The 22,180-nt window shown below is 51.8% G+C and carries 20 protein-coding genes; 6 read left to right on the top strand and 14 right to left on the bottom strand.

The window, feature by feature from the left end; translation table 11 throughout:
- Positions 1 to 69: 69 nt before the first annotated feature.
- The 3 genes from ssb to HMF8227_RS01320 form a co-directional block, all read right to left on the bottom strand.
- Positions 70 to 609: a single-stranded DNA-binding protein gene (ssb, locus tag HMF8227_RS01330; RefSeq protein WP_109338467.1), complete on the bottom strand. Its 540-nt coding sequence runs from the start codon at positions 607 to 609 to the stop codon at positions 70 to 72.
- A gap of 80 nt (positions 610 to 689) precedes the next feature.
- A complete protein-coding gene (locus HMF8227_RS01325; protein WP_109338466.1) occupies positions 690 to 1,067 on the bottom strand; it encodes a DUF6746 family protein in 378 nt (125 codons plus the stop codon).
- Complete coding sequence (locus tag HMF8227_RS01320) at positions 1,067 to 2,431, bottom strand: MFS transporter (protein WP_109338465.1); 1,365 nt, start codon at positions 2,429 to 2,431, stop codon at positions 1,067 to 1,069. The genes HMF8227_RS01325 and HMF8227_RS01320 overlap by 1 nt, the downstream gene beginning before the upstream one ends.
- A gap of 187 nt (positions 2,432 to 2,618) precedes the next feature.
- Here HMF8227_RS01320 and uvrA point away from each other — a divergent pair, with 187 nt between their 5' ends.
- From uvrA to HMF8227_RS01305, 3 genes are read left to right on the top strand one after another with little or no spacing between them, the layout of a single operon-like run.
- Positions 2,619 to 5,453, top strand: a complete 2,835-nt coding sequence (gene uvrA, locus HMF8227_RS01315; RefSeq protein ID WP_109338464.1) for an excinuclease ABC subunit UvrA — start codon at positions 2,619 to 2,621, stop codon at positions 5,451 to 5,453.
- An 8-nt stretch (positions 5,454 to 5,461) separates the two neighbouring features.
- On the top strand, positions 5,462 to 5,857 hold the full coding sequence (locus HMF8227_RS01310) for an acyl-CoA thioesterase (protein WP_109338463.1): 396 nt from the start codon (positions 5,462 to 5,464) through the stop codon (positions 5,855 to 5,857).
- Complete coding sequence (locus HMF8227_RS01305; RefSeq protein WP_109338462.1) at positions 5,854 to 6,546, top strand: 2OG-Fe(II) oxygenase; 693 nt, start codon at positions 5,854 to 5,856, stop codon at positions 6,544 to 6,546. The genes HMF8227_RS01310 and HMF8227_RS01305 overlap by 4 nt, the downstream gene beginning before the upstream one ends.
- Here HMF8227_RS01305 and HMF8227_RS01300 read toward each other — a convergent pair.
- From HMF8227_RS01300 to HMF8227_RS01260, 9 genes are all read right to left on the bottom strand, one after another.
- The gene (locus HMF8227_RS01300) at positions 6,518 to 7,201 is read right to left on the bottom strand and encodes a hypothetical protein (RefSeq protein WP_162558448.1); all 684 of its coding nucleotides are present in this window, start codon (positions 7,199 to 7,201) and stop codon (positions 6,518 to 6,520) included. The two genes, HMF8227_RS01305 and HMF8227_RS01300, sit on opposite strands and share 29 nt — an antisense overlap.
- Positions 7,202 to 7,752: 551 nt before the next feature.
- On the bottom strand, positions 7,753 to 8,214 hold the full coding sequence (locus HMF8227_RS01295; protein ID WP_109338460.1) for a DUF3299 domain-containing protein: 462 nt from the start codon (positions 8,212 to 8,214) through the stop codon (positions 7,753 to 7,755).
- Positions 8,215 to 8,326: 112 nt separating this feature from the next.
- On the bottom strand, positions 8,327 to 8,875 hold the full coding sequence (gene ppa / locus HMF8227_RS01290; protein WP_109338459.1) for an inorganic diphosphatase: 549 nt from the start codon (positions 8,873 to 8,875) through the stop codon (positions 8,327 to 8,329).
- A gap of 104 nt (positions 8,876 to 8,979) precedes the next feature.
- Positions 8,980 to 10,062, bottom strand: a complete 1,083-nt coding sequence (locus tag HMF8227_RS01285; RefSeq protein WP_162558447.1) for a M14 family metallopeptidase — start codon at positions 10,060 to 10,062, stop codon at positions 8,980 to 8,982.
- A complete protein-coding gene (locus tag HMF8227_RS01280) occupies positions 10,046 to 10,861 on the bottom strand; it encodes an SGNH/GDSL hydrolase family protein (protein WP_109338457.1) in 816 nt (271 codons plus the stop codon). Before HMF8227_RS01280 ends, HMF8227_RS01285 begins: the two co-directional genes overlap by 17 nt.
- A 4-nt stretch (positions 10,862 to 10,865) precedes the next feature.
- Complete coding sequence (locus tag HMF8227_RS01275; protein WP_109338456.1) at positions 10,866 to 12,359, bottom strand: SLC13 family permease; 1,494 nt, start codon at positions 12,357 to 12,359, stop codon at positions 10,866 to 10,868.
- A 69-nt stretch (positions 12,360 to 12,428) separates the two neighbouring features.
- The gene (locus tag HMF8227_RS01270; RefSeq protein WP_109338455.1) at positions 12,429 to 15,443 is read right to left on the bottom strand and encodes a TonB-dependent receptor domain-containing protein; all 3,015 of its coding nucleotides are present in this window, start codon (positions 15,441 to 15,443) and stop codon (positions 12,429 to 12,431) included.
- A 220-nt stretch (positions 15,444 to 15,663) separates the two neighbouring features.
- Positions 15,664 to 15,990 (bottom strand): FecR/PupR family sigma factor regulator, encoded by a 327-nt coding sequence (locus HMF8227_RS01265; RefSeq protein WP_162558446.1) that lies wholly within the window; start codon positions 15,988 to 15,990, stop codon positions 15,664 to 15,666.
- A 5-nt stretch (positions 15,991 to 15,995) separates the two neighbouring features.
- On the bottom strand, positions 15,996 to 16,562 hold the full coding sequence (locus HMF8227_RS01260) for an RNA polymerase sigma factor (RefSeq protein WP_109338453.1): 567 nt from the start codon (positions 16,560 to 16,562) through the stop codon (positions 15,996 to 15,998).
- Positions 16,563 to 16,791: 229 nt separating this feature from the next.
- On the opposite strand from HMF8227_RS01260, the gene HMF8227_RS01255 reads away from it, so the two are divergent.
- Both HMF8227_RS01255 and HMF8227_RS01250 read left to right on the top strand, forming a co-directional pair.
- Entirely contained in the window at positions 16,792 to 18,786 is a 1,995-nt protein-coding gene (locus tag HMF8227_RS01255) for a sodium-translocating pyrophosphatase (protein ID WP_109338452.1), read from the top strand.
- A 429-nt stretch (positions 18,787 to 19,215) separates the two neighbouring features.
- Positions 19,216 to 19,797 (top strand): CBS domain-containing protein, encoded by a 582-nt coding sequence (locus HMF8227_RS01250; protein ID WP_109338451.1) that lies wholly within the window; start codon positions 19,216 to 19,218, stop codon positions 19,795 to 19,797.
- Here HMF8227_RS01250 and HMF8227_RS01245 read toward each other — a convergent pair.
- Positions 19,794 to 20,150, bottom strand: a complete 357-nt coding sequence (locus tag HMF8227_RS01245; protein WP_109338450.1) for a hypothetical protein — start codon at positions 20,148 to 20,150, stop codon at positions 19,794 to 19,796. The genes HMF8227_RS01250 and HMF8227_RS01245 overlap by 4 nt on opposite strands.
- 170 nt (positions 20,151 to 20,320) lie before the next feature.
- Here HMF8227_RS01245 and HMF8227_RS01240 point away from each other — a divergent pair, with 170 nt between their 5' ends.
- Entirely contained in the window at positions 20,321 to 20,611 is a 291-nt protein-coding gene (locus HMF8227_RS01240) for a YebG family protein (RefSeq protein WP_109338449.1), read from the top strand.
- A gap of 15 nt (positions 20,612 to 20,626) precedes the next feature.
- Here HMF8227_RS01240 and HMF8227_RS01235 read toward each other — a convergent pair whose 3' ends face one another.
- Positions 20,627 to 22,180, bottom strand: a complete 1,554-nt coding sequence (locus HMF8227_RS01235; protein ID WP_109338448.1) for an N-acyl-D-amino-acid deacylase family protein — start codon at positions 22,178 to 22,180, stop codon at positions 20,627 to 20,629.

Genomic DNA, 22,180 nt, shown 5'->3' with positions numbered 1-22,180 from the left:
TTCAGAATACCATTCGAAATAAAAAAAGGCCCTGATATTTAGGGCCTTTTTATACAAGTTCACTGCTCGTTAAAACGGAATATCATCATCGAAGTCAAAGTCCGGCTCCGGCATCTGCCCCGGCTGCTGATTTTGACCACCCTGATTCTGTTGCGGAGCTGGACGTTGCTGAGGTTGCGACTGACCATAACCGCCGCCCTGAGGCTGGCCATAGCCACCCTGGGCAGGGCCGCCACCTTGACCACCACCGCTTTGACCACCGCGACCACCAAGCATTTGCATGGTGCCATTGAAAGGGTCCAAAACGATTTCAGTGGTGTATTTGTCCTGACCGTTCTGATCCTGCCACTTGCGGGTTTGCAGCTTGCCTTCAACATATATCTGGCTGCCTTTACGCAAGTATTCACCGGCAATCTCAGCCAGCTTGCCGAACATCACTACCCGGTGCCATTCGGTTTTCTCCTGAATCTGACCGCTCTGATCTTTCCAGCTTTCAGACGTCGCCAGGGTTAGATTTGCCACGGCTTTACCATTGGCTGTATAACGGATATCCGGGTCCTGCCCCAGATTACCGACCAGAATTACTTTGTTGACGCCTCTGCTCGCCATAATCACTCCTTCAAAAACTGATGCGCTATTTTGGCACTTACGCCACCAAATTACTATGACGGCGCATCACCCCTTTCGCTTTATTGGGTACCGCTGCCCTGCGTCAGTGGCGTGGTAAAATCCAGGTACACCCGGGCGTTACTGCGAACCTGTTGCTGCTTGAGTTGCTCAGAGCCTAAATGCACACGTTCCAGATGATCGGCCGCCACCTTGGTAGAACTTTGGATCATCTTCATGGCATTTTCCAGTGAATAAGTCAGCTTATGGATCTCAGCCATATCCGCCGTGGATAATTCGCCTTCGAGCAGCCCTTCCAACTGTTTATTGTAGGTCTGCAGTACTTGCAAGGCTTCGCCAATGTCGTTCACTTTCTCCCCGGAAAAATGCCTGGGCTGCTCATCGGCGTGCCCCCCCAGGGAAGCGCTCAATACCAATAGGCTTATTAATAACCGTTTCATTATTCGTCTCTCTTATCTTGTTGTGACACAAAATCTCGGGCTTGTTTGAGGGAGAACTGTCCGCCATCCACCTTTAAATACAACGTTCGTTCTTCGGGTACCAGAGTGAGATCCCGCACCCCTGCCCAGTCGGCTAACTGTTTGGCCAGCTGCTGCATCTGCTCTGGCGAACCAGTCAAGGGCAGTTGATAGCGCTTGAGGTGGCGCTGTTCAAACTGCCCCTGCATCAGCCACAATAGCCAGACTAAGCAAGTCAGCGCGGCAAATAGCAAAACCCACGACTCTGACAACCACTGGCTTAGGCCGCCAGCGACCACCCCTCCCAGTGCCGCACCGGCAAATTGGAAAGAAGCATAAATGCCCATGGCCGAGCCCTTTTCTCCGGCTGGTGCCAGGCTGGACACCAGAGCTGGCAAGTTGGCTTCGACATAATTAAAGCCACTAAAGAACAGCCAAATCAATACCAACAACGCAGTAAAGTAGGGAGGTAACAAGGCCAGTCCCAATAGTGACAGTCCCAGCAGCCCAACTGAAAGCATTAATATAGCCCTTACCCCACGGACCCTTGCCAGGCGCATCAGCACCACCATACCCAACACCGAGGCGATAAGAATGGGCAGATACAATTGCCAGTGCTGCGCCAGCGACCAGCCCTGTTCAGAAAAACGGGTCGGCAGATATACAAATAGCAGCGTCATTAACAGGTGCAATACAAATACGCTCAGGTTCAGGCGCATCAGAGTGGCATTGGCGAACAACGCGCGGACTTTTTGCCAGTTGGGTAATGTATCGCCCGTGGGTGCCAAATTCACCGAGTCTGGCACTACCCACCACACCAGTGGAATGCAAAGCAGTGCCAGTAGCGCCGTGATTAAAAACAATCCGGTTAGCCCGAAGCCAGCACCAATCATGGGGCCTAACAACAGCGACAGATAAAAAGAAAAGCCAATGGCCACACCAATGATCGCCATCACCTTAGGCCGCTCGCTGTCGCGACTGATGTCACCGGCCAGCGCCATCACTGCACCGGCGATAGCGCCTGTGCCTTGTAGCAAGCGCCCCAGAACCACCACCCATAAGGAGTCCGCCAGCCCCGCCACCGCCGAGCCAAGAGCAAACAGCCCCAGTCCCAGCATGATCACCGGCTTACGGCCCCATTTATCCGATAGTATGCCAAAGGGGATCTGCAACAATGCCTGGGTCAGGCCGTAGCCACCGATGGCCAGGCCCAGCAATAGCGGCGTGTAATCCGCGTACTCCAGCGCCAGTATGGGGAGCACCGGCATCACCATAAACAGGCCCAGCATTCGAAGCACATAGACCGACGCCAACGAACTGGCGCCACGGATTTCTAATCGATTCAAAGCCCTGACTCGTATTACTGCCGAAAACGCGCCAGTTTAGCATAGGGCGCCTGGCGGCAGAAGCGACAAGGTAGCACCCGCTGGAATCGAATTTTAGGGTCGTGGTCACAAGCCATCCTATGCCATACTAGGCGGTCCATTTTGCTCAAACAGCAACGCTTGTTACCAAACCAAGAAGGGGTTATTAGTGGAAAACATCGAGGTTCGTGGCGCGCGCACTCACAATTTGAAAAACGTCTCAGTCACTCTGCCGAGAGACAAACTCATTGTGATCACCGGCTTGTCCGGCTCCGGTAAATCCTCACTGGCATTTGATACCCTGTACGCCGAAGGTCAGCGCCGTTATGTGGAATCACTATCTGCCTACGCCCGCCAGTTTCTGTCGATGATGGAAAAGCCCGATGTGGATCATATCGAAGGGCTCTCTCCGGCTATCTCCATTGAGCAGAAATCCACTTCCCATAACCCAAGATCCACCGTGGGCACCATTACCGAAATCTACGACTATCTGCGCCTGTTATTCGCCCGCGTCGGTGAACCACGCTGTCCCACCCATGACGTGGCTCTGGATGCCCAGACCATCAGTCAGATGGTGGATAAAGTGCTGGCACTGGAGGAAGGCAGCAAAATGATGCTGCTGGCCCCCGTCATCCAGAATCGTAAGGGCGAGCACGTCAAATTACTGGATAACCTGGCGGCCCAGGGCTACATCCGTGCCCGCATTGATGGCGAGGTGTGTGATCTGTCCGATCCCCCGCCCCTTGAGCTTCATAAGAAACACACCATCGAAGTGGTAGTAGACCGCTTTAAGGTGCGTGACGATCTGCAACTGCGTCTGGCCGAGTCCTTCGAAACGGCTCTCAGCTTATCCGGCGGCAGCGCGAAGGTGATCTACATGGACGATAAGGATAAAGACGAACTGGTATTCTCCGCCAACTTCGCCTGTCCTCACTGTGGCTATAGCATGACAGAGCTGGAGCCGCGCATGTTCTCGTTCAACAATCCGGCGGGTGCCTGCCCTACCTGCGATGGTCTGGGCATCAAGCAGTATTTCGATCCGGACAAGGTGATCATGAACGAAGAAATCAGCCTGTCCGGCGGTGCCATTCGTGGCTGGGATAAACGTAGCTACTACTATTACCAGATGCTTCAGTCAGTGGCCGAACATTATGACTTCGATCTGAGTACCCCTTTCTGCGAACTGAGCAAAGAGCATCAGAATATCGTGCTCTACGGCAGCAAAGGTACCGCCATCAAGTTCAAGTATATGAACGACCGTGGCGATGTGATGGAGCGTAAACACCCCTTCGAGGGGGTAATTCCTAACATGGAGCGTCGTTATCGTGAGACCGAGTCTAATGCGGTGCGCGAAGAGCTGATCAAGTATTTAAGCCAGCAGTCCTGCACCAGTTGCCACGGCAGCCGCCTGCGCGAAGAAGCCCGCCATGTGTTTATCGGCAACACTAACCTGCCAGCGGTCAGCGACATGTCTATTGGCGGCGCAGCGGACTTTTTCGAAACCCTGAGCCTGAAGGGGCAAAGAGCGCAGATCGCCGATAAAATTCTAAAGGAAATCCACGACCGTCTGCATTTTCTGGTGGATGTGGGTCTCAATTACCTGACCCTGTCCCGCAGTGCCGAGACCCTGTCCGGGGGGGAAGCCCAGCGAATCCGGCTGGCCAGTCAGATTGGGGCCGGACTGGTAGGCGTTATGTATGTGCTGGACGAGCCTTCCATCGGTCTGCATCAGCGCGACAACGAACGTCTGTTGGGTACCTTGCAACGCCTGCGGGATTTGGGCAATACGGTGATCGTGGTGGAACACGACGAAGACGCCATCCGCACCGCCGACTATGTGCTGGATATCGGCCCGGGTGCCGGGGTTCATGGCGGTCAAGTCGTGGCCGAAGGCAGCCTCGATGACATCCTAAACAGTGAACACTCACTGACCGGAAAATACCTGTCGGGTAAAGAGCTTATCGAAGTACCTCAAGAGCGTACTCAACACGACAGCAAACAGTGGCTGGAGGTCAGTGGGGCCACCGGTAACAACCTTAAAGGTGTAGACCTGAAACTGCCCATCGGCCTGCTCACCTGCGTGACCGGCGTGTCAGGCTCTGGTAAGTCGACACTGATCAACGACACTCTCTATGTTATTGCTCATAAGGAACTCAACGGCGCCACGGTGGGCGAAGCAGCACCACACAAATCCGTGTCCGGCATGGAGCATTTGGACAAGGTGGTGGACATCGACCAAAGCCCCATTGGCCGCACGCCACGCTCCAACCCGGCCACCTATACCGGTATCTTTACGCCGATCCGTGAGCTGTTCGCCGGGACCCAGGAAGCCCGATCTCGCGGTTATAAGCCAGGCCGTTTCAGCTTCAATGTAAAAGGTGGACGCTGTGAAGCCTGTCAGGGCGATGGCGTGATCAAGGTGGAGATGCACTTTTTGCCCGATGTCTACGTGCCCTGCGATGTGTGCAAAGGTAAACGTTACAACCGTGAGACTTTAGAGATTCAATACAAGGGTAAAAACATTAACCAGGTGCTGGATCTCACCGTGGAAGACGCCCGTGAGTTTTTCGATCCGATTCCGGCGGTGGCCCGCAAGCTACAGACCCTGATGGATGTCGGCTTGTCGTATATTCGCTTAGGTCAGGCCGCCACAACTCTGTCCGGGGGCGAGGCGCAGAGGGTTAAGCTGGCCAGAGAGTTGTCCAAACGTGACACTGGCCAGACCCTGTACATTCTGGATGAACCCACCACAGGTTTACACTTTCACGACATCCGACAACTACTGACCGTATTGCATCGATTGCGGGATCATGGCAATACTGTTGTGGTGATCGAGCATAATCTTGATGTGATCAAAACCGCCGACTGGATTGTGGATCTTGGCCCCGAAGGTGGCTCAGGCGGCGGCGAGATCATCGCCGAAGGCACGCCGGAGCAACTGGTCGAGAGTAAGGCCTCCCATACGGCGCGCTTTTTAAAGCCCATGTTAAAACAACAACAATAATAATAACGATGCTAAGCGAACAGTTTAATGTACGGTTCTATGAAACCGACGCCCTCAAACACGTCAGTAACACGGTGATCGCCGGGTGGTTCGAAGCCGCCCGCGAACCCATCTTCCGGTTTTTCAATGCCGACCTGGATCTTGATAACTGGCCACTGATTCTGGCCAGCTATAAGATCGACTTTTTGCGCCAGCTTTTTTTAGGCTCGCCGGTAGAAATCCGTTCCGGCATCTGCCGCATTGGTGGCAGTTCTTTCGATGTCTATCAGGAAGTATGGCAAAACGGCGAGAAGTGTGTCAGCGGCATTACCACCATGGTGCACTTTGATTATCATCAGCAAAAAAGTGCCCCCATTCCCGATGAGGTAAGATCACGCATGGTCGACATACAGGTAGAGTTATGACCGACTTTATCGAGGTCATCGACGATGCCCTGCCGGCGAAGACTTGCCAGCAGCTTATCCACCAGTTTGAGCAAAGCCCAGGCCGCTATCAGGGCCGCACCAGCGGCGGTGTGGATACAGAGAAGAAAAACAGCGAGGATGTGATGATCACGCGGGCCGAAGACTTCAAAGGTCTGCTGCCACAGGTGATCCCACCGACCACCGCTCACCTGATGAACTACATCGAAAAGTATTACTTCGCCCTCATCGGCCCGATGGGTCTGACCCTTAAGCACCCTGAAACCGGTGAGCCAGTGAAGGTGACTCAGGATAACTTCCATGAGGTTGCCAAACCCAACCTGCCTCACCTGATCCAGTATTTATTTCGCCTCGGGGATATTAATGCCCAGAAATACCAGCAGAACCGAGGTGGTTATCCCTACTGGCACTCAGAGGTCTACCCTCAGGCGGGCGGAAACGACGCCTTGCACCGAATGCTGTTATTTATGTACTACCTCAACGATGTGGAAGAAGGCGGAGAAACGGAGTTTTATTACCAGCAACGGGCCATTAAGCCCAAGCAAGGCCGTATGGTGATCGCACCAGGCTATTTCACCCACACCCACAGAGGCAACATGCCAATCTCCAACGACAAGTACATCATCACCTCCTGGATGCTGTTTAATCCTGCAGAAAAGATTTACCGTTGAGGCGCTTATTCAACGACTGCTGAAGCTCCGGCAGTAGCCCCGAGTGTTTCTTATGAATCACATGATGTAAGCGAACTTTTTTCAACTCTGTTACTTCAAAGCTCTCCCTGAGCTTATCGGTAAATGTGCCATAGGAACCAAAAATTCCGTACCTGACTCGCCCCTCTGTGAGCATTTCCAGAGTGTCGGATAGCTTCTCATTATTGACCACCCGGGCTTTGAACTGATAGCCATCCAGAATCCGCTGGTTAGCCATATTTGTAAGAATAATACTTTCGGGATCTGAAAATACCTCTGTTGTGCACTCAAGTCCCCGCTGACACAACAGTAGCAGCTCTCCGATCAGCAAGCCGGGTTCAACGATAATCAGGTTTTCGAAGGCCCCCGCATTGACGTCAATTCTGAGAACATCGGCATCTGAAAAGCCTTCATTAACCATGAAAAAGCCTCTCATGGCTGGCGTGGGCAGGAGCGTAACTTTAATACCCAAATCATCCTGATAAACGGCCTTAATCATACTGACAAAGGGCTGTATGCCCGGGTGATCGAGGTGAGAAATAACCAAGCGTTCAGGCTTTGAGTAGGTAGCTCTCTCCTCACCCGGGTAGCTCTCAAAACTCAGCAGCACCATTAACAGAGTGATTAACCTATACACTCTCGCCTCCTGCTCTTTTACGGTTATTCACCATTGTAGCCCAACCCTGAAAAAGCATATTGGCGCCGTATGTATTCACTTCGGTTGCCCTATTCAAATCGTCTATTGGCGTGGCTAGTAAACACTGGCTGGCAGAGAAGAACAATCCGGATAATCCCAAAACAGACATTGGAGCCATTACCCGTCGGCCCATAAGCGGGACGGGCCATTACCAAAGGGTACCCTCTTACGCGTCTGCACCAGAGCCTGTGCTGAGATTTGTAATGCATGTGGGTAAGGATGAAGTGGGCCTGGCAATGGCCGGAATCAAAAAACTCCTGGTAGTCACCGTTAACCCAACAGTAGTTTTCACAGGGAAGCCGGATATGATCGTACTCTCTGCCGGGCATTCCAGCCTATTAGAGAGTACAACTGTTTCTTCCTTTTATTCCCGTTGCTTTAGCTCACTGCCACAAGATAAGCGGGCTAAGGTTTGGGTTTGAGGAATAATCGCGTCAACAATGCCTTAGCGCAATCCATCTCCATTTCATCTTTTACGATGGATTCATTGTTTATTCGTAGCTGCTGACGCCGATACCCTTCAACCGATAGCCGACGGTGGCGATGTCGCCACTCCACTGTTTCGTTTCCAGCACGCCATGCACCCAGATGGCATCATAGAGGCTGTCGATAGGCACGCCGTTTTCAAACTTCACATACACAATCTGATTGGATGGCGGGGGCGGCACATGAATACAAGCACCGAAGTAAGGCACGAGTAAAAACTCGGTGAGGTTGTCGTCATCACCTTCCAAGGGCACCACGAAACCGGGGATTTTCACTTCCCTGCCGTCCAGCTCTTGCACCACCGGCGCATTCGGCGACATCTGCGTCATGCTATTTTCACCGCCATGGTCCACTTGCTGCTCCGGAGCCTCAAAATCTTTCGGGGCCAGGTCTTCCCAAAACAGCTCCTGAGGCTTGGCGGTGGCCATTAGAGGTAACAACGCCATTAATACGATCAATATTTTCATTTCAACTACCTGTGTTTTATAAGGCACGACAAACCACTCTGATGTTAGAGACAATCAGGCCAAAACAAAAGAGGCCAGCGACAGGCTGGCCTCAGACAACGTTCAAACACGCTTAGAATGCCGGTTTTTCCGGTGAGTCGTTATAGCGTTTTACGCTGCTTTCGATCTCTTTCTTAGCCGCCGCCGCATCGGCCCAGCCATCGATTTTAACCCATTTATTAGGTTCCAAATCTTTGTAGTGCTCGAAGAAATGCTCAATCTGATGGCGCAGCAGCTCTGACAGATCATTGATGTCCTTAATACCGCGATAGACCGTGGACAGTTTGTCTTTTGGTACAGCCAGCACCTTGGCATCAGTGCCTGACTCATCGGTCATCTTCAGTACGCCCACCGGACGACAGGCGATCACCGAACCCGGTAGCAGAGGGAAAGGCGTAGGCACCAATACGTCTACAGGGTCACCATCTTCTGACAGAGTGTGCGGCACATAGCCATAGTTGGTGGGATAGTGCATGCAAGTGGCCATAAAGCGGTCCACAAACAAAGCACCGGAGTCCTTGTCCACTTCGTATTTGACCGGATCGGCGTGCGCCGGGATTTCGATGATCACATTGACTTCTTCTGGCAGCTTGTCGCCAGCAGGTACATTGTTCAAGCTCATGGGAGATCCTGTGTTGAAGTTATAAAAACTGCGGCGATTATATCGGCTCCAGCCCCAATAGAAAACTCGACTTGTGGACAATTTATTCAATATTATGCCTCTGGTTATTTGAAGCAGTGAGTTTTCAGTAACAACTCCATAAAGGCTTGCGCCGACAGCTTCGCACTAGAGGCAATTGAACTTGGCGTTGCTGAATCGGCGACCTCATAGGTAATGGCAGGGATCTGAAGTTGTTTGTAAAAGAAGGTCTTGGCGTTGGTTCGTTTTGAAGAATGGCCGGGTCTGAGATCGAAGGTCAATTCAGCCCCTTTTTGTTGTATCGCTCTGTGCCAATGCTGGGCAAACTGCGGATATTTCGAAGGCAAGGAGTCAGGCTGGATATAGAAAATATTCTTTCGGGTGGAGTGAAAGTCAAGCATCACCGCAATTTCCCCATCTCTCCGCTGCCTTTCAATATCACGCCATAAGGTTTCTACTTCTGGTTGGGAAAATATACCCCAGTCACGATTGAGATCATGCCCCTTGGCATTATGCCGCCAATAACCATTGGCCACACCATCGGGGTTGAGGTTGGGATATATCAGCAGTGCAAATTGCTGCCTGAACTTTTCTGCCAATGCTGTCTTGGCCAACAAGGTCTGAACAAATTGCTGCATTGCTAAGGCACCTGTCACTTCTGGCGGGTGAGCCCGTCCCAGTAATACGATATATGTCTTCGGACGGTGTCTATCGCTAACAAGACCTGTCAGCACTCTTCCCTGAACAGACTTTCCGTAATGATTCAACCTCACATCCAGATTATCGGCCCTAAGGCGTTGATCCGCGCTGAGGTGTACATGCTCTGTTGGCAAAGGATACCAATGAATAAAGTCAGAGCTGAACTTTGGCCAATAGCGATGTTTGCTGTGCGAGTATTCAAGCAACAAGGTCAATTGACGCTTAGATTCAGACTCTAACGCCATCGCATACCAGGGACTCGGATTGATCGGCAGGTTTTCTGGTCTAATGATCACCTTAACCGCACCATCACCGGTCATTGAACAGCGAGCGAAGGCTCCACCACCAAAATGGTCATGAACCTGCAAACCATTGGCTTCGCAGCTTTCTGCTTGAGACTCAAATACCCCCAGGCAGAAAAAAAAGAGCAGGCCAGTTAGCCTGCTCTTTGAGTTATTGAGAGACTCCATAGAACTGCTGATAGGTTTGCCATGCCGCCGCCTGCAAGGCGTTAGCCACCTCTTTGGGCAAATCGGCATCATAGGCTAAGCCCTGTGGGGACTCTTGATAGAAGGTAGCGTAAAACACGCAGGCGGCTAAATAGGTACCTGCCAGAGACGGGTGCTTTAAGTCCTCTTTGTAAATCACGTCTCCCTGCTCAGTAAAACCTTTAACGTCGGCGTGATAGAGATCAATCTCCGGGTGCTTATGGTTGACATGATCGAAGGCCAAACCAACCGGAGCGACTAAAGCGTCGAGATGATTGCCCAAACTAACATAGCTGCTGTGCAAGGCATCTGTCATTTCCTTATGATGCTTATAGGGCCAGGTCATGAACAGCACGGGCTCTGCACCATGTTGACGAATGACCTTGGTCAATACCTTAGCGCCCTGAACAAACTTTTTATAACGCTTTTTCGTCACCGATTCATTGGAGTGACCTTGGATAACAACCATATCCCAGGCCTTGCCCTTGGGTTGATCGGCAAGATACGGCATGCCAGCAACATGTTCATATAACTTCCCACCCGAGAGGGTCTTCATGCGATAGCGGTTTTGACCTCTCTGCCACTTACCAGCCGCCCGAATCAGGTTGCTCACATGGTTATGTAAGCCTCCATTGAAGTAACTGAAGCTGTTGCCCACAAAGAGTACTTTCTGAGGCGTGCTCGAGGGGTTCACCTCCGGCTTTTCTATCTCCTTGGCAGCCGAGGAAATTGAAAAAGCGCCAACAGCTAACAAAATGAATAAGCTTAATTTACGCATCATGGTTTTATCCTATTAACAACATGGGTGCCCACCACACCGCCACGATAGACAGCAGGACCATTCCTAAGATGTTCAGGAGCACCCCACAGCGGATCATCTGTGGAATGGTCAACATACCAGAAGCAAAGACGATGGCATTCGGAGGTGTTGCCACCGGCAACATAAAGGCACAGCTGGCCGCCAGAGTAACAGGGACGGTCAGCAGCAGCGGAGATATATCCATTTGCATGGCAATCGCAGCCACCACTGGCAATAAGGTCGCCGTCGTTGCCAGATTACTGGTTAGCTCCGTCAGGAAAATCACCAAGGCGGTAGCACCGATGATTAATGCCGCAATACCAAAGATCGATAACGGTTGCAGTGATTCACCCAGGAAGGTCGCCAAGCCCGAATTGGAAACCGCAGCAGCCAGACTCAAGCCTCCACCGAAGAGAATCAACACCCCCCACGGCACACGGCTGGCGTCATGCCAATTAAGAAGGCGCGTCACCCCACCTTTATCGCTAGGGATTAAAAACAGCAGTAAGGCGGCAAGCATCGCGATACCAGCGTCAGTGACTCCCTCCAGCCCCAACCATTCAGTTAAAGGTCTGCGTAATATCCACGAAGCGATTACCAGCACGAAGACCACGGCGACACGTTTCTCAGCTGGCTTCATGGTGCCCAGCTCTTCACGTAGTTTATTAAGGTGGGCATCTACCGCCTGATTGGCAGCAATATCCACCTTGTACACCACACGAGTCAGAATAAACCACGCCAGTGGCAACATAATAAAACTGACTGGTAAGCCGACTTTCATCCAGGTGATAAAGTCGATCTTCATATCATAGTTTTCTGATAAAAATGCCGCCAGCAAGGCATTCGGTGGTGTGCCGATAAGGGTCGATAGACCGCCAATGGTTGCCGCATAAGCCAGCCCCAATAACAAAGCCGTTTGGAAGTGTTTGATTTGTGTTTCTGAGGCTTCAGTTAGGTTATCGGCAATCACTTTCGCCACGGAAAGTGCGATAGGCAACAACATTAGAGTGGTTGAGGTATTACTCATCCACATGGATAAAAATGCTGCTACCAGCATGAAGCCGGCAATTAAACGCCTCCCTTCAGTGCCGGTAACCGACAGTAGGCTAAGGGCAATTCGCTTATGCAAATTCCATTTCTCTACCGATATGGCCAGTAAAAAAGCGCCAAGGAATAGATAGATAATGGGGTTAGCAAAAGGAGCGGCAGCTTCCTTAAAGCTGGCGATACCGAGAATATCAAACATAGCCAGAGGCACCAGTGCCGTGGCAGGAACCGGAATAGCTTCCGATGCCCACCATATGGCCATCCAGATACCAATGGCGGCCGTGCGCCAGGCCACATCAGGCATGGCCGTTTGCGAAGAGGCAAACATCATCATCAAGGCAAAGGCCAATGGCCCTAACACGAGTCCAATGTCCTGATAGCGCCCGCGACTGGTAGCATCACCGGCTTTAGTTGTTTTTTTTTCTTCTGTCATAGTTTTCTACTTCATTAAATAAAAAGAGAAAAGCGGGTCTCCCCACTTTTCTCTTTCACTGACTCAAGGTTAGAAATACGCTTTCACGTCAACATAGTAATTGCGGCCATAGTCACGATGGGCATCTGAAGCGAAACCAAAGTAATCATCGGCTAGCGGGGCTCGTTCATCGGTCAGGTTCTTAACCCCAAAGCGCACCCGTGTGCGTACGTCATTCACGTCGAAGCGGTAATCGACCATAGCATCATAGGTGGTCATGGCAGGAATGATGTATTTAGTGCCGTCATCCAATGTCAAATGGCTCTGATAGAAACTGCCAATACGGTTGCCTGACACAGCTGCCCCCCAATCACCTTGCCTCCAAGAGAGCTTAAAGGTGTGACGCTGTTTTTGATTACCATCTTTACCGATCAGGTCAGCAAACCCCGTCACAGGGAAGCTCTCTGGCAATATACCCTGTTCTTTGGCATTCACCAGTACCGCTGCATCGCCGCCCGCTTCTTGCTCAAACTTGTCCAGGATGGAGGCATTATAACGGAAGTCTAAGCGACCGAAATCGAAAGTTTCCTCGTAGTAAACACCGATGTCATATCCCTGTACGGTTCGCGTATCAAGGTTGGCGTAGGTGTCGTTAATAAAGCGGATATCACCAGCAGGACATAAGCCAGCGGCCTCGTAGACCTCAGCCTGATCAGCGGACGCTTCAACCCGATCTACTGCCGGGTTGGTCATGCAATTATTCACATCCCCTTGTAACCGGTACACCAAATCGAGCAATGTGTGGTTTTCCTCACCCAACAAGCCAATGGTGTTGTTTTTCTCAATAGACCAGTAATCCAGCGTCAAGGTCAAGCTATCGGTGGGCGTCAGCACCAGGCCTAAAGAGGTGTTGGTAGAATCCTCCGGTTCCAGATCCTGGCTGCCTTCAGCACTACGCTGAGTGGAGTTACGGCAGTCCAGCACATCCTGATCCGGATCGCCGCCGTTTTCCGCGGCATACACACAAGTCCAGTCGGTACGGGTATTACTACGGGCAACAAATTCTTCATTGATGGTCACCAGATTCGGCGCACGGAAGGCTTCTGACCAGGAACCGCGAATCAACACAGACTCTGTAGGCCTCCATCCGAAAGCCAGCTTGCCAACAGTGGTGTCCCCCACATCAGAGAAGTCTTCATACCGCAGAGCCGCTTGCACGTCCAGAGTATCCAGCACCGGCAATTGCAGCTCGGTAAACAGCGAGGTTACCTTACGTGACCCGCTGTTGTCCGGCGTTGGGCTGGAGTTCGCCACATCCGAAACGAAGGGGTAGGTATCGCCTTCCCAGTCGGTAAAGCGAATGGTTCCATCCAGCCTGGGGTCACGATCGTCTTCAAAGGTTTCACGTCGGTAGTCTAATCCAACTAACAATCCCGCTTCTCCACCAGGCAATTCAAACATTGCGGGGTGAAAAGCTTTGATGTCAAAGGTAGTCAGGGTGGTTTCATTGTCTCGACGTACATCGACCAAAGCACGCTCAATATTACTGTCTACACCCGCACTGAATGGGTTATAGGCCGCTTCGGTCGGATCAAACAAGGCCTCCTGCATCAGGGTATTGGATACACGGTTGTGGGTCACATCAGACTTTTTGGCCTTGGAGTAGGCAATTGCCGACTCCCACTCCCAATCACCAATATAGCCGCGCAAGCCTTGTAATAAGCGGAATGTTGTCCCTTTATTGTCAACAATTCGCGGCAATTCGGCGAAGCGGTAGTTATCCAGCCTAAACTCAAGCCCTTCACAAGGCACATCCGGAATCATTTCATCCGGAAGGCGGTTTGGCGAGCCACAGGGGCCAAAAGGGTTGTAATAGTTCTGGGCGCCAACACGCAACTCCGAAGTCGAGAACTGAGCAGAAGGATGTCGGATCAGATTGGAGGTAAAATTGTAATAGGATGCCTCGGTAAAGGATTCCATGCCGTTATCGAAGGCATGGTTGACGAAGATAAACAAGTTCCGACGCTCTAAATCAGACACCAGATCCCGGCCGATGCCCGCATTTCCGTTGAAGTTAAACCTCTCCACGCCCTGACCATCGATGGCACCGCAAATGTACTCGTTAATAGTGTACTGACAGCGCTCGTCGCCGATGGGATAGGTTTCAAACTCGCCTCGGCTATCAGTAAGGACACCCTCCAGACCTACACTGCTTGCGCTTGCGCCCTGAAGATCAAACTGACCATAGAGTGAATTTGCCGAGTTATTACGAAAGTTTCTGTCGCCCGCCCAGGGAGAGTCTTCAGGAATGCGGTCACGGAAATCTGAATTGGACCAGCGAGGATCGTGGGTAGAATTCACCCGCCCACGATCATAGTAACTACCAAAGACACTGACATTGGTACGACCGTCATTAAAGTCTTCACCCCACTCTATGGTGAGTTTTTTGTCATTCCGGGGGAGATTCTCATAATCCTTGTAGCGAACACCGACATTAAAGCCCACAAAGTCGGTTTTTAAGACATTGTTGACCACTCCGGCCACGGCGTCGGCACCATAAATCGCCGAGGCACCATCACGCAGTACTTCTAAACGCTGCAGGCCACCAACGGGAATGGTGTTGGAGTTAACAGAATTCACGGGTACAAAGCTGCCGCCTACTTCTTCGGTCTGGTAAGAGGCTGAGTTAACCATTCGACGGCCATTGAGCAGTACCAGAGTATTACCTGTACCTAAGTTGCGTAGGTTAAATGCGCCCACATCACCGCGAGAGGCGTTAACACCACCGCCTATATTACCGGCTTCATTGAAGAAGTTCTGTCCGTTTTCCGGGATCAAGTCGAGTAACTCATCGCCCGACTCAATGCCCAGTTCGGCAATATCTTCGGCATCGAAGACGGAAACGGCCAGAGCTTCGCTGACCTTGCCACCTCGAATTTGTGAGCCCACCACGGCAACGCGTTCAACGTCTTCAGCCTCGGCAGACTTAGCGTCTTGTTCCTGTGCATTAAGACCAAAGGCGCTCAGGCCCGCGACTATGGTAAGTGGGAGTGTTAATAAACTGGCTTTTCGACCTCGAATCGCCTGGGTAATAGGGTTTAACATTTGCTGTGCTCCATATGATAATTCGATGATTTTTCTTGTTATCAATATGTAAACGCACGAGAACGTTACTTCCCCTACTAATTTTTAAAACTTTTTAAATCCGCTTACCCTATTCGGCTCCCAAAAGATACTGTGAACAGCATAGGAGCCACGAGTAGGGGCATGAGTCTTGTCATCAGCAACCGGTTTTTTACATACACCTGGTCGTTAGGCCTTGATGTTACAAAATACCTGCAACTAAACCCAACGCTATTAAGGCAATGGTGATATAGCTCAATAATGAGTAATAGCCTGCGCTAGGTGCTGTGGATTTATTGGAAGGCTTGGTTTCTGGAACTGATGCTTCCGGTCTGATTGATGTCCTGGCCCACACGGTCGACATTTCTTCAAAGGCCCATCGGTGGGTGGGATCATCATCCAACCAACTCATAAATAAGGCTTTTTCGTCGTCACTCATCTCTCCTGAGTCTAGGCGCGTCAGCCAGGAAATAGCCTGTTCAATAATTTCTTCTGGAATGCCATATCCCACCCATTCGTCAATAGACATGGCCATTACCTGTACTGTTGATACTTAGCGCTGTCTGGACTGGTTTGAGAGGGCCGACGAAAGGCATCAAAGCATGCCCTCATACCTCGGGCAATGTGATTTTCCACCGTTTTCTGGGAGATCTGCATAGTTTCTGCGATTTCTCTGTGGCTATAACCATGCAATTTCCTGAGCACAAACACCTGCCGGCAAACCGGGGGCAATTGACTAATTACGGACTGTAACTGCTCGTGTTGCTGTTTCGCCTTTACAGACTCAAAGGATTGACTATCCCCCGAGACCACCTCGATATCTTCGACTCGTTGCTCGAGGAACTTTCTGGCAACTTCTTTGTTCCTTAAGCGGGTGAGAGCAAAGTTGCGAGCAATACGATATACATAACCTTGAGGGTTTTCTGGCACAGCCTCTTTGCACACTTCAAAAAGCTTAAGATAAGACTCCTGAATAACCTCATCGGCCTCAGCAGCCGACAACATTCGACCTAAAGCGCGCTTGAGCTTATTGTGAGTATTTAGCACCAGGCTTTCGTACCAGCCCTCAGCGCCAGCCTCTGAATCATCACTTGCTTTCAAAATCGTTCAGCCCGTGCTATTCGCTCTTATTCAGAATGCGCGAATAATGCACCAATCGGTCACAGAGTTTCAAGCCGCTTCGCAACTTGTTTTGTTCTTTCCATAATTGATAGCCGCTAAGCCAATAGGTTTATTCATCTCGCTATTAGGTCTATATTGACAAAAGGGCTCGGTATCATGTCGTACGTAATGTCCTGATTTTGCTAAAAATAAAAATACAGGAATCGCTATGGACAACTACTTACTGCTACCACCACTATTCGGTGTGGTGGGCTTAGTTATCGCGCTGTTACTCTACCTGCTAGTCAAACGTCACCCTGTCTCCAACCCTAAGATCGCCAGCATCGCAGACAAAATCCACCTCGGTGCCATGGTCTTTATGCACCGGGAATATCAGATGCTGTTTATTTTTTCCGTGGTGCTGGCGGTGGTGCTGTTTTTCACTCTGGGGGCCAACACCACTTTGGCCTTCGCGGTGGGGGCCATTTGCTCAGGCCTGGCAGGCTATTTCGGCATGTTCACCGCCACCAAAGCCAATGTTCGCACCACTCAGGCAGCTCACGATGAAGGGGCGGCTGCGGCGCTGTCGATTGCCTTTTCCGGCGGCTCCATCATGGGGTTATGCGTGGCCTCTATGGGTCTACTGGGTTTAGGGCTGTTGTACTGGCTGTTTGGCAGCGATCCGGCCACCGCCCATGTTATCCATGGCTTCGGTATGGGCGCCTCTACAGTGGCGCTGTTTTCCCGGGTCGGCGGCGGCATCTTCACCAAGAGTGCCGACGTGGGCGCTGACCTGGTGGGTAAGGTGGAAGCGGGCATTCCCGAGGATGATCCCCGAAACCCCGGTGTGATTGCCGATAATGTAGGCGATAACGTCGGCGATGTAGCGGGGATGGGATCGGATATTTTCGAGTCGTACTGCGGCTCAATGATCGCCACCATTGCCATCGCGTCGGCCATGACCGTCAGTGTGTTGGGTGTAAGGGAAAACCTGATGTTCCTACCCCTGGCACTGGCCTCTGCAGGGCTTTTGTGCTCAGTCCTCGGCATCTTTCTGGTGCGGATGCTCTCAAGCAGCCAGCCGGAAACCGCGCTGCGGGCCGGTACCCTGACTTCGTCAGTCCTGTTTATGATCGTGGCCTTCTTTGTGGTAGATGCCTTAGCCATTCATACCCATGTGTGGTGGTCCATCCTGACCGGCGCCCTCGGCGGTATTATTATCGGACTCGTTACCGAATATTACACCGCCGCCAAACCGGTGCGTAAGATTGCCGAGGCCGGTCAGACAGGACCGGCAACGGTGATGATCACCGGCTTAGCGGTGGGTATGCAGTCGGTAGTGGTGCCACTTTTAACCATCTGTGTCATCATTTTCGCATCCACTCAGTTATCCGGTCTGTACGGCGTGGGTATCGCGGCAGTCGGGATGCTCGCCACCGTAGGCATTACTATGGCCATCGACGCCTATGGTCCCGTGGCCGATAATGCCGGAGGCATTGCTGAAATGGGAGGCCTGGGAGCGGAGACCCGGGCCATTACCGACTCCCTCGATGAATTGGGTAACACCACCGCCGCCATCGGCAAGGGTTTTGCTATCGGTGCGGCCGCACTGGCAGCCCTGGCGATCATCGCCGCTTTCGTTGAGACACTGTCGCTCAAGTATGTGGATTTCACCCTTCACCTGGGGAATCCCGAGGTACTGGTGGGACTATTCTTAGGGGGTCTGCTGCCGTTTCTGATCGCTTCTATCACCATGACCGCAGTGGGCGATGCGGCCTTTGCCATGATTAAGGAAATACGTCGTCAGTTCCATGAAATCAAAGGCCTGATGGAGGGCCGAGCCGAGCCGGACACCGCTCGCTGTGTTGATATCGCCACGACCGCCGCGCTTAAAAAGATGGTTTTGCCCGGTGTGATTGCCGTAGCGGCGCCCCCATTAGTGGGCTTTGGCATCGGTCCCCATGCGTTGGGCGGGATGCTGGGCGGAGCCTTGTTGGGCTGCGTACTGCTGGCGCTGATGATGGCCAACGCCGGTGGCGCCTGGGATAATGCCAAAAAGCATGTGGAAAAAGGCAACTTTGGCGGCAAAGGGTCTGAGGTACACGCAGCCACCGTCGTCGGAGATACCGTGGGCGACCCCTTCAAGGACACATCAGGCCCATCAATGAACATCCTGATTAACGTGATGGCCATTGTCAGTCTGGTGATTGCACCACTTTTATAAGCAATTCAGCGCAAACAGGGGGCAGGTGCTTGATATTAAGCGCCTTTACCCCAATATTTGAGATAGGGCGTTATTGTTTCAATAGGCAGTCAAGCGTGCGCATAAATAACCGTTGGCATTGGCTTATCAGCATTATGGCTGGGCTGTTACTTAGTGCAGCTCTGCCATCTTATGCCAGCGCTCATGATCCTGCCTATCAAGCGAGTACACCAGACTGCTTAGTCAGTGTTATTGCAGATGACACAGAAGGAGAGCAACCGGACAGTGCTGTTGCAAACGGTCATCTCTCCTTTACGGTTGTATTAACCAGCCGCACAATCAGGCCCTACCCCCCCTACTTTTCCACCTTTACCGTAACTCCGGGCAACCGCAGCCCCCCAATCTCTCTCTAACGTCACTAGAAATCTTTTAATCCGTTGGAGAGACAATATGAAAACTTACAAACACTTAAAGTTAGTGTCCCTAGGCACTGACGCCAATCTGCTATCCCCCAAAAAAAGCGACATTTCTTTGAGCAGTCCGGCTCTCGATGCAGTGACTCGCCTCAGTAGTCAAAGCCCTTATTTACTATCACAGCGGTTAACCGTGGATGAGGCACTTCAGGTCATCCAGCATACAGGATTGTCGTCCCGAATCGTGGTGAATGATTTGGGCGACTTTGTGGGCATCGTTTCGAAACTGGATTTATTAGGAAGGAAAGTCCTGATGGTAGCGACACGTCAGCAAATATCACGCCACGATGTCACGGTTGCCGATGTAATGACACGGCGGGATCAGCTACATGCGGTCAGCTTTACTACGTTAAGAGAAGCTACTGTGGGTGATGTGCTTGCAACCATGAGAGATGAAGGTGATCAACACCTTCTGGTGGTCAACGAGCTTGGAGCCCTAAAAGGAGTCATTTTCGGTAGTCAACTAAACCACCTGCCCGGTTCATCGCATCTACCCTATAAGGTGCATAACTTTAAGGAAATCGTCTCCGTTGTGCACCGCCAGGATGAAGTCGGTTAACCCTCGCCCCGAGCTTTCTGCTCAATCAAGCTCTTTATTGCTGGCTGGCCGTTCAGGTCAGCCAGTTCGGCCAGATAAGACAACTCGCTCTCGCTCCACTGACGCACCGCCAGCAATTCAACAACCCGGCTCCGCTCGCCATTGGCGATACTGCTTTTCAGTGCCGACATCTGGTTTATGTCGTCCTTATCGGAACCATTCTGAATCTTAAACAGAACTAACTGGGCAATAATCGCCAGAGGCCCCAGAATTAGGCCAACCAAAAACCACCCCGTGCCCCTGCGCCCTTTTCGCACCGCTATCCACCAGCACAACCAGGCACTCAGTAACGCCAGTATTACTAAATACACCATGGGATGCCCCCGATTAAGACCAATACTAACTATAGGGTGAGGCCGAATATCGAATAAGCCAAATAATAGACGTTAAATGAATACTGTTTTTTCATACAGTGTTCATGATAAGGTAGTCCCGTCATTTACTCGCGCTATAGCGAAAAGCCCAAGACAACAGGAGATCCATTATGGCGGTAATAACCCGATACGTTGTTGAACACAAAGGGGTGGAAAAACTGGTGACCACAGATAAAAAAGAGGCCGACAAATACGATAAGATGCTGGACGTGGCGGATAATCTGGCGCGTTATATTGAGGCCAAAGGCATCAAGCTGGACGAGCCGGTGATGGAAGAACTCAGCATCCTGCTATCAGAAAACAAAGATGTGGTTGGCAAACTATTCAAAGGCACCGGTGCCTCTGAGTTGCTGGAGCAGGAAAAGGCCGAGATTGTCGAACTGGAACGCAAACAGGCCTGATACCCATTCGCAGAATCAAGGCTCCTGCTGATCGGGCTGACGCCTGAGTACACGGCCCGGTCGGCGTCCGGTCAGTTCACCTTCGTCAATGGCCGGAACGCCATTGACGAACAGGTAACGCACCCCTGTGCTAAACCGGTCCCAATACTCGAAGGTCGCCCGCGGCGCATAGTTTTTGGGATGAAACACCGTCAGGTCGGCATAGTAGCCGACTTTAATACGTCCACGTTCTGGTAAGCCCAGAACGTCGGCCGTTTTGCTACTGCTTTGATGAATAAACTGTGCCAGCGTCAGCACCGATGCATTGCGCACATAGTCCTGATACTTACGCGGAAAGCTTGCGAATTTTCGCGGGTGCCCATCAGATCCGTCCGAAGAGGTCACCACCCAGGGCTGCTTCATTAAAGCTTTCACATCGTCTGCCTGCATATTGAAAGACGCGACACCAAAAGTGGCTTCCTGGATAAGTTCAATGGCAGTGTCCACTGCCGACTGTTCTCGTTTCTCGGCGACCTCACCTAAAGTCTGCCCCAGATACGATGTCGGCCCACGAGTTATCAACAAAGAATCGGCGCCGCCCCGTCCCCGGAGGTTATCAGCCATATCCCGCTTTATCTTCTGAAGCGTAGCTGTATCTGTCAGCCTGGCCTGAAGCTGAGCTTCACCACCCGCTCTGGCCCACCTGGGCACTAAGGCGGCTCGAAACGATGTTCCTGAGGCCAGCCAGGGATATTGGTCAGCACTGACCACCACACCGCGCTCATGAGCCTGTTCGACCTTCTTGATGACCGCCTGGCTTTGGCCCCATACATCCACCCCAAGTAACTTAAGATGAGAAATATGCAGTGGCACCGAGGCGTTTTCGGCAATTGCGATGGCCTCATCCAGCGCTGCAAGGATACCAACATTAAAGGCACCTTCGTCTCGCAAGTGGGTGTCGTAGTAACCTGAGAATGGTGCCACCTCCTGAGCCAGCGCAATCACTTCCTGAGTATCGGCGAAGCTGCCCGGGGTATAAAACAGTCCTGACGACAACCCCAAAGCACCGTCTTTCATAGCTTCACGAACCAGCGTCTTCATGGCGGCCAGTTGTTGCTTATCAGGCCTGGTGTCTGCCTGACCGAGCACCTGCTTTCGAACCGCTCCATGGCCCACTAATAACCCCACATTGGTGCCAATACCGTGAAACAGCATGGCCTGCGTCCGCCCCTGAATATCCGCACTACCGGCTCCGTCGTTACCTACCACTACGGTGGTCACGCCCTGAGTAAGGTAATTGGCATTGACGGCCTTATCGGCGTGCATCAGCTCTGGCAAGGCATGGGTATGGGGGTCGATGAAGCCAGGGGCTACTATTAACCCCCTGGCATCAACCAGCTTATTCTTCGTGGTCTTAATGGCACCCAACGGGGCAATACGGCAGATTCGCTCGCCACACAACGCAACATCCAACGCCTGAGGAGTGTTTTGCTCGCCGGTAAATACCCGGTCCGAGCGGATAACCCAGTCCACCTCGGCTTGTGCAGCCGAGCTCAGAAAGAGACTGGCGATAAGCATTACTAAACGCAT

Origin of the sequence: Saliniradius amylolyticus (assembly GCF_003143555.1) — a bacterium.
In the GTDB taxonomy this organism is placed as follows: Bacteria; Pseudomonadota; Gammaproteobacteria; order Enterobacterales; family Alteromonadaceae; genus Saliniradius; species Saliniradius amylolyticus.
Note: the sequence above shows the minus strand (reverse complement) of the source record. Positions and strands in the feature narration are given on the sequence as shown.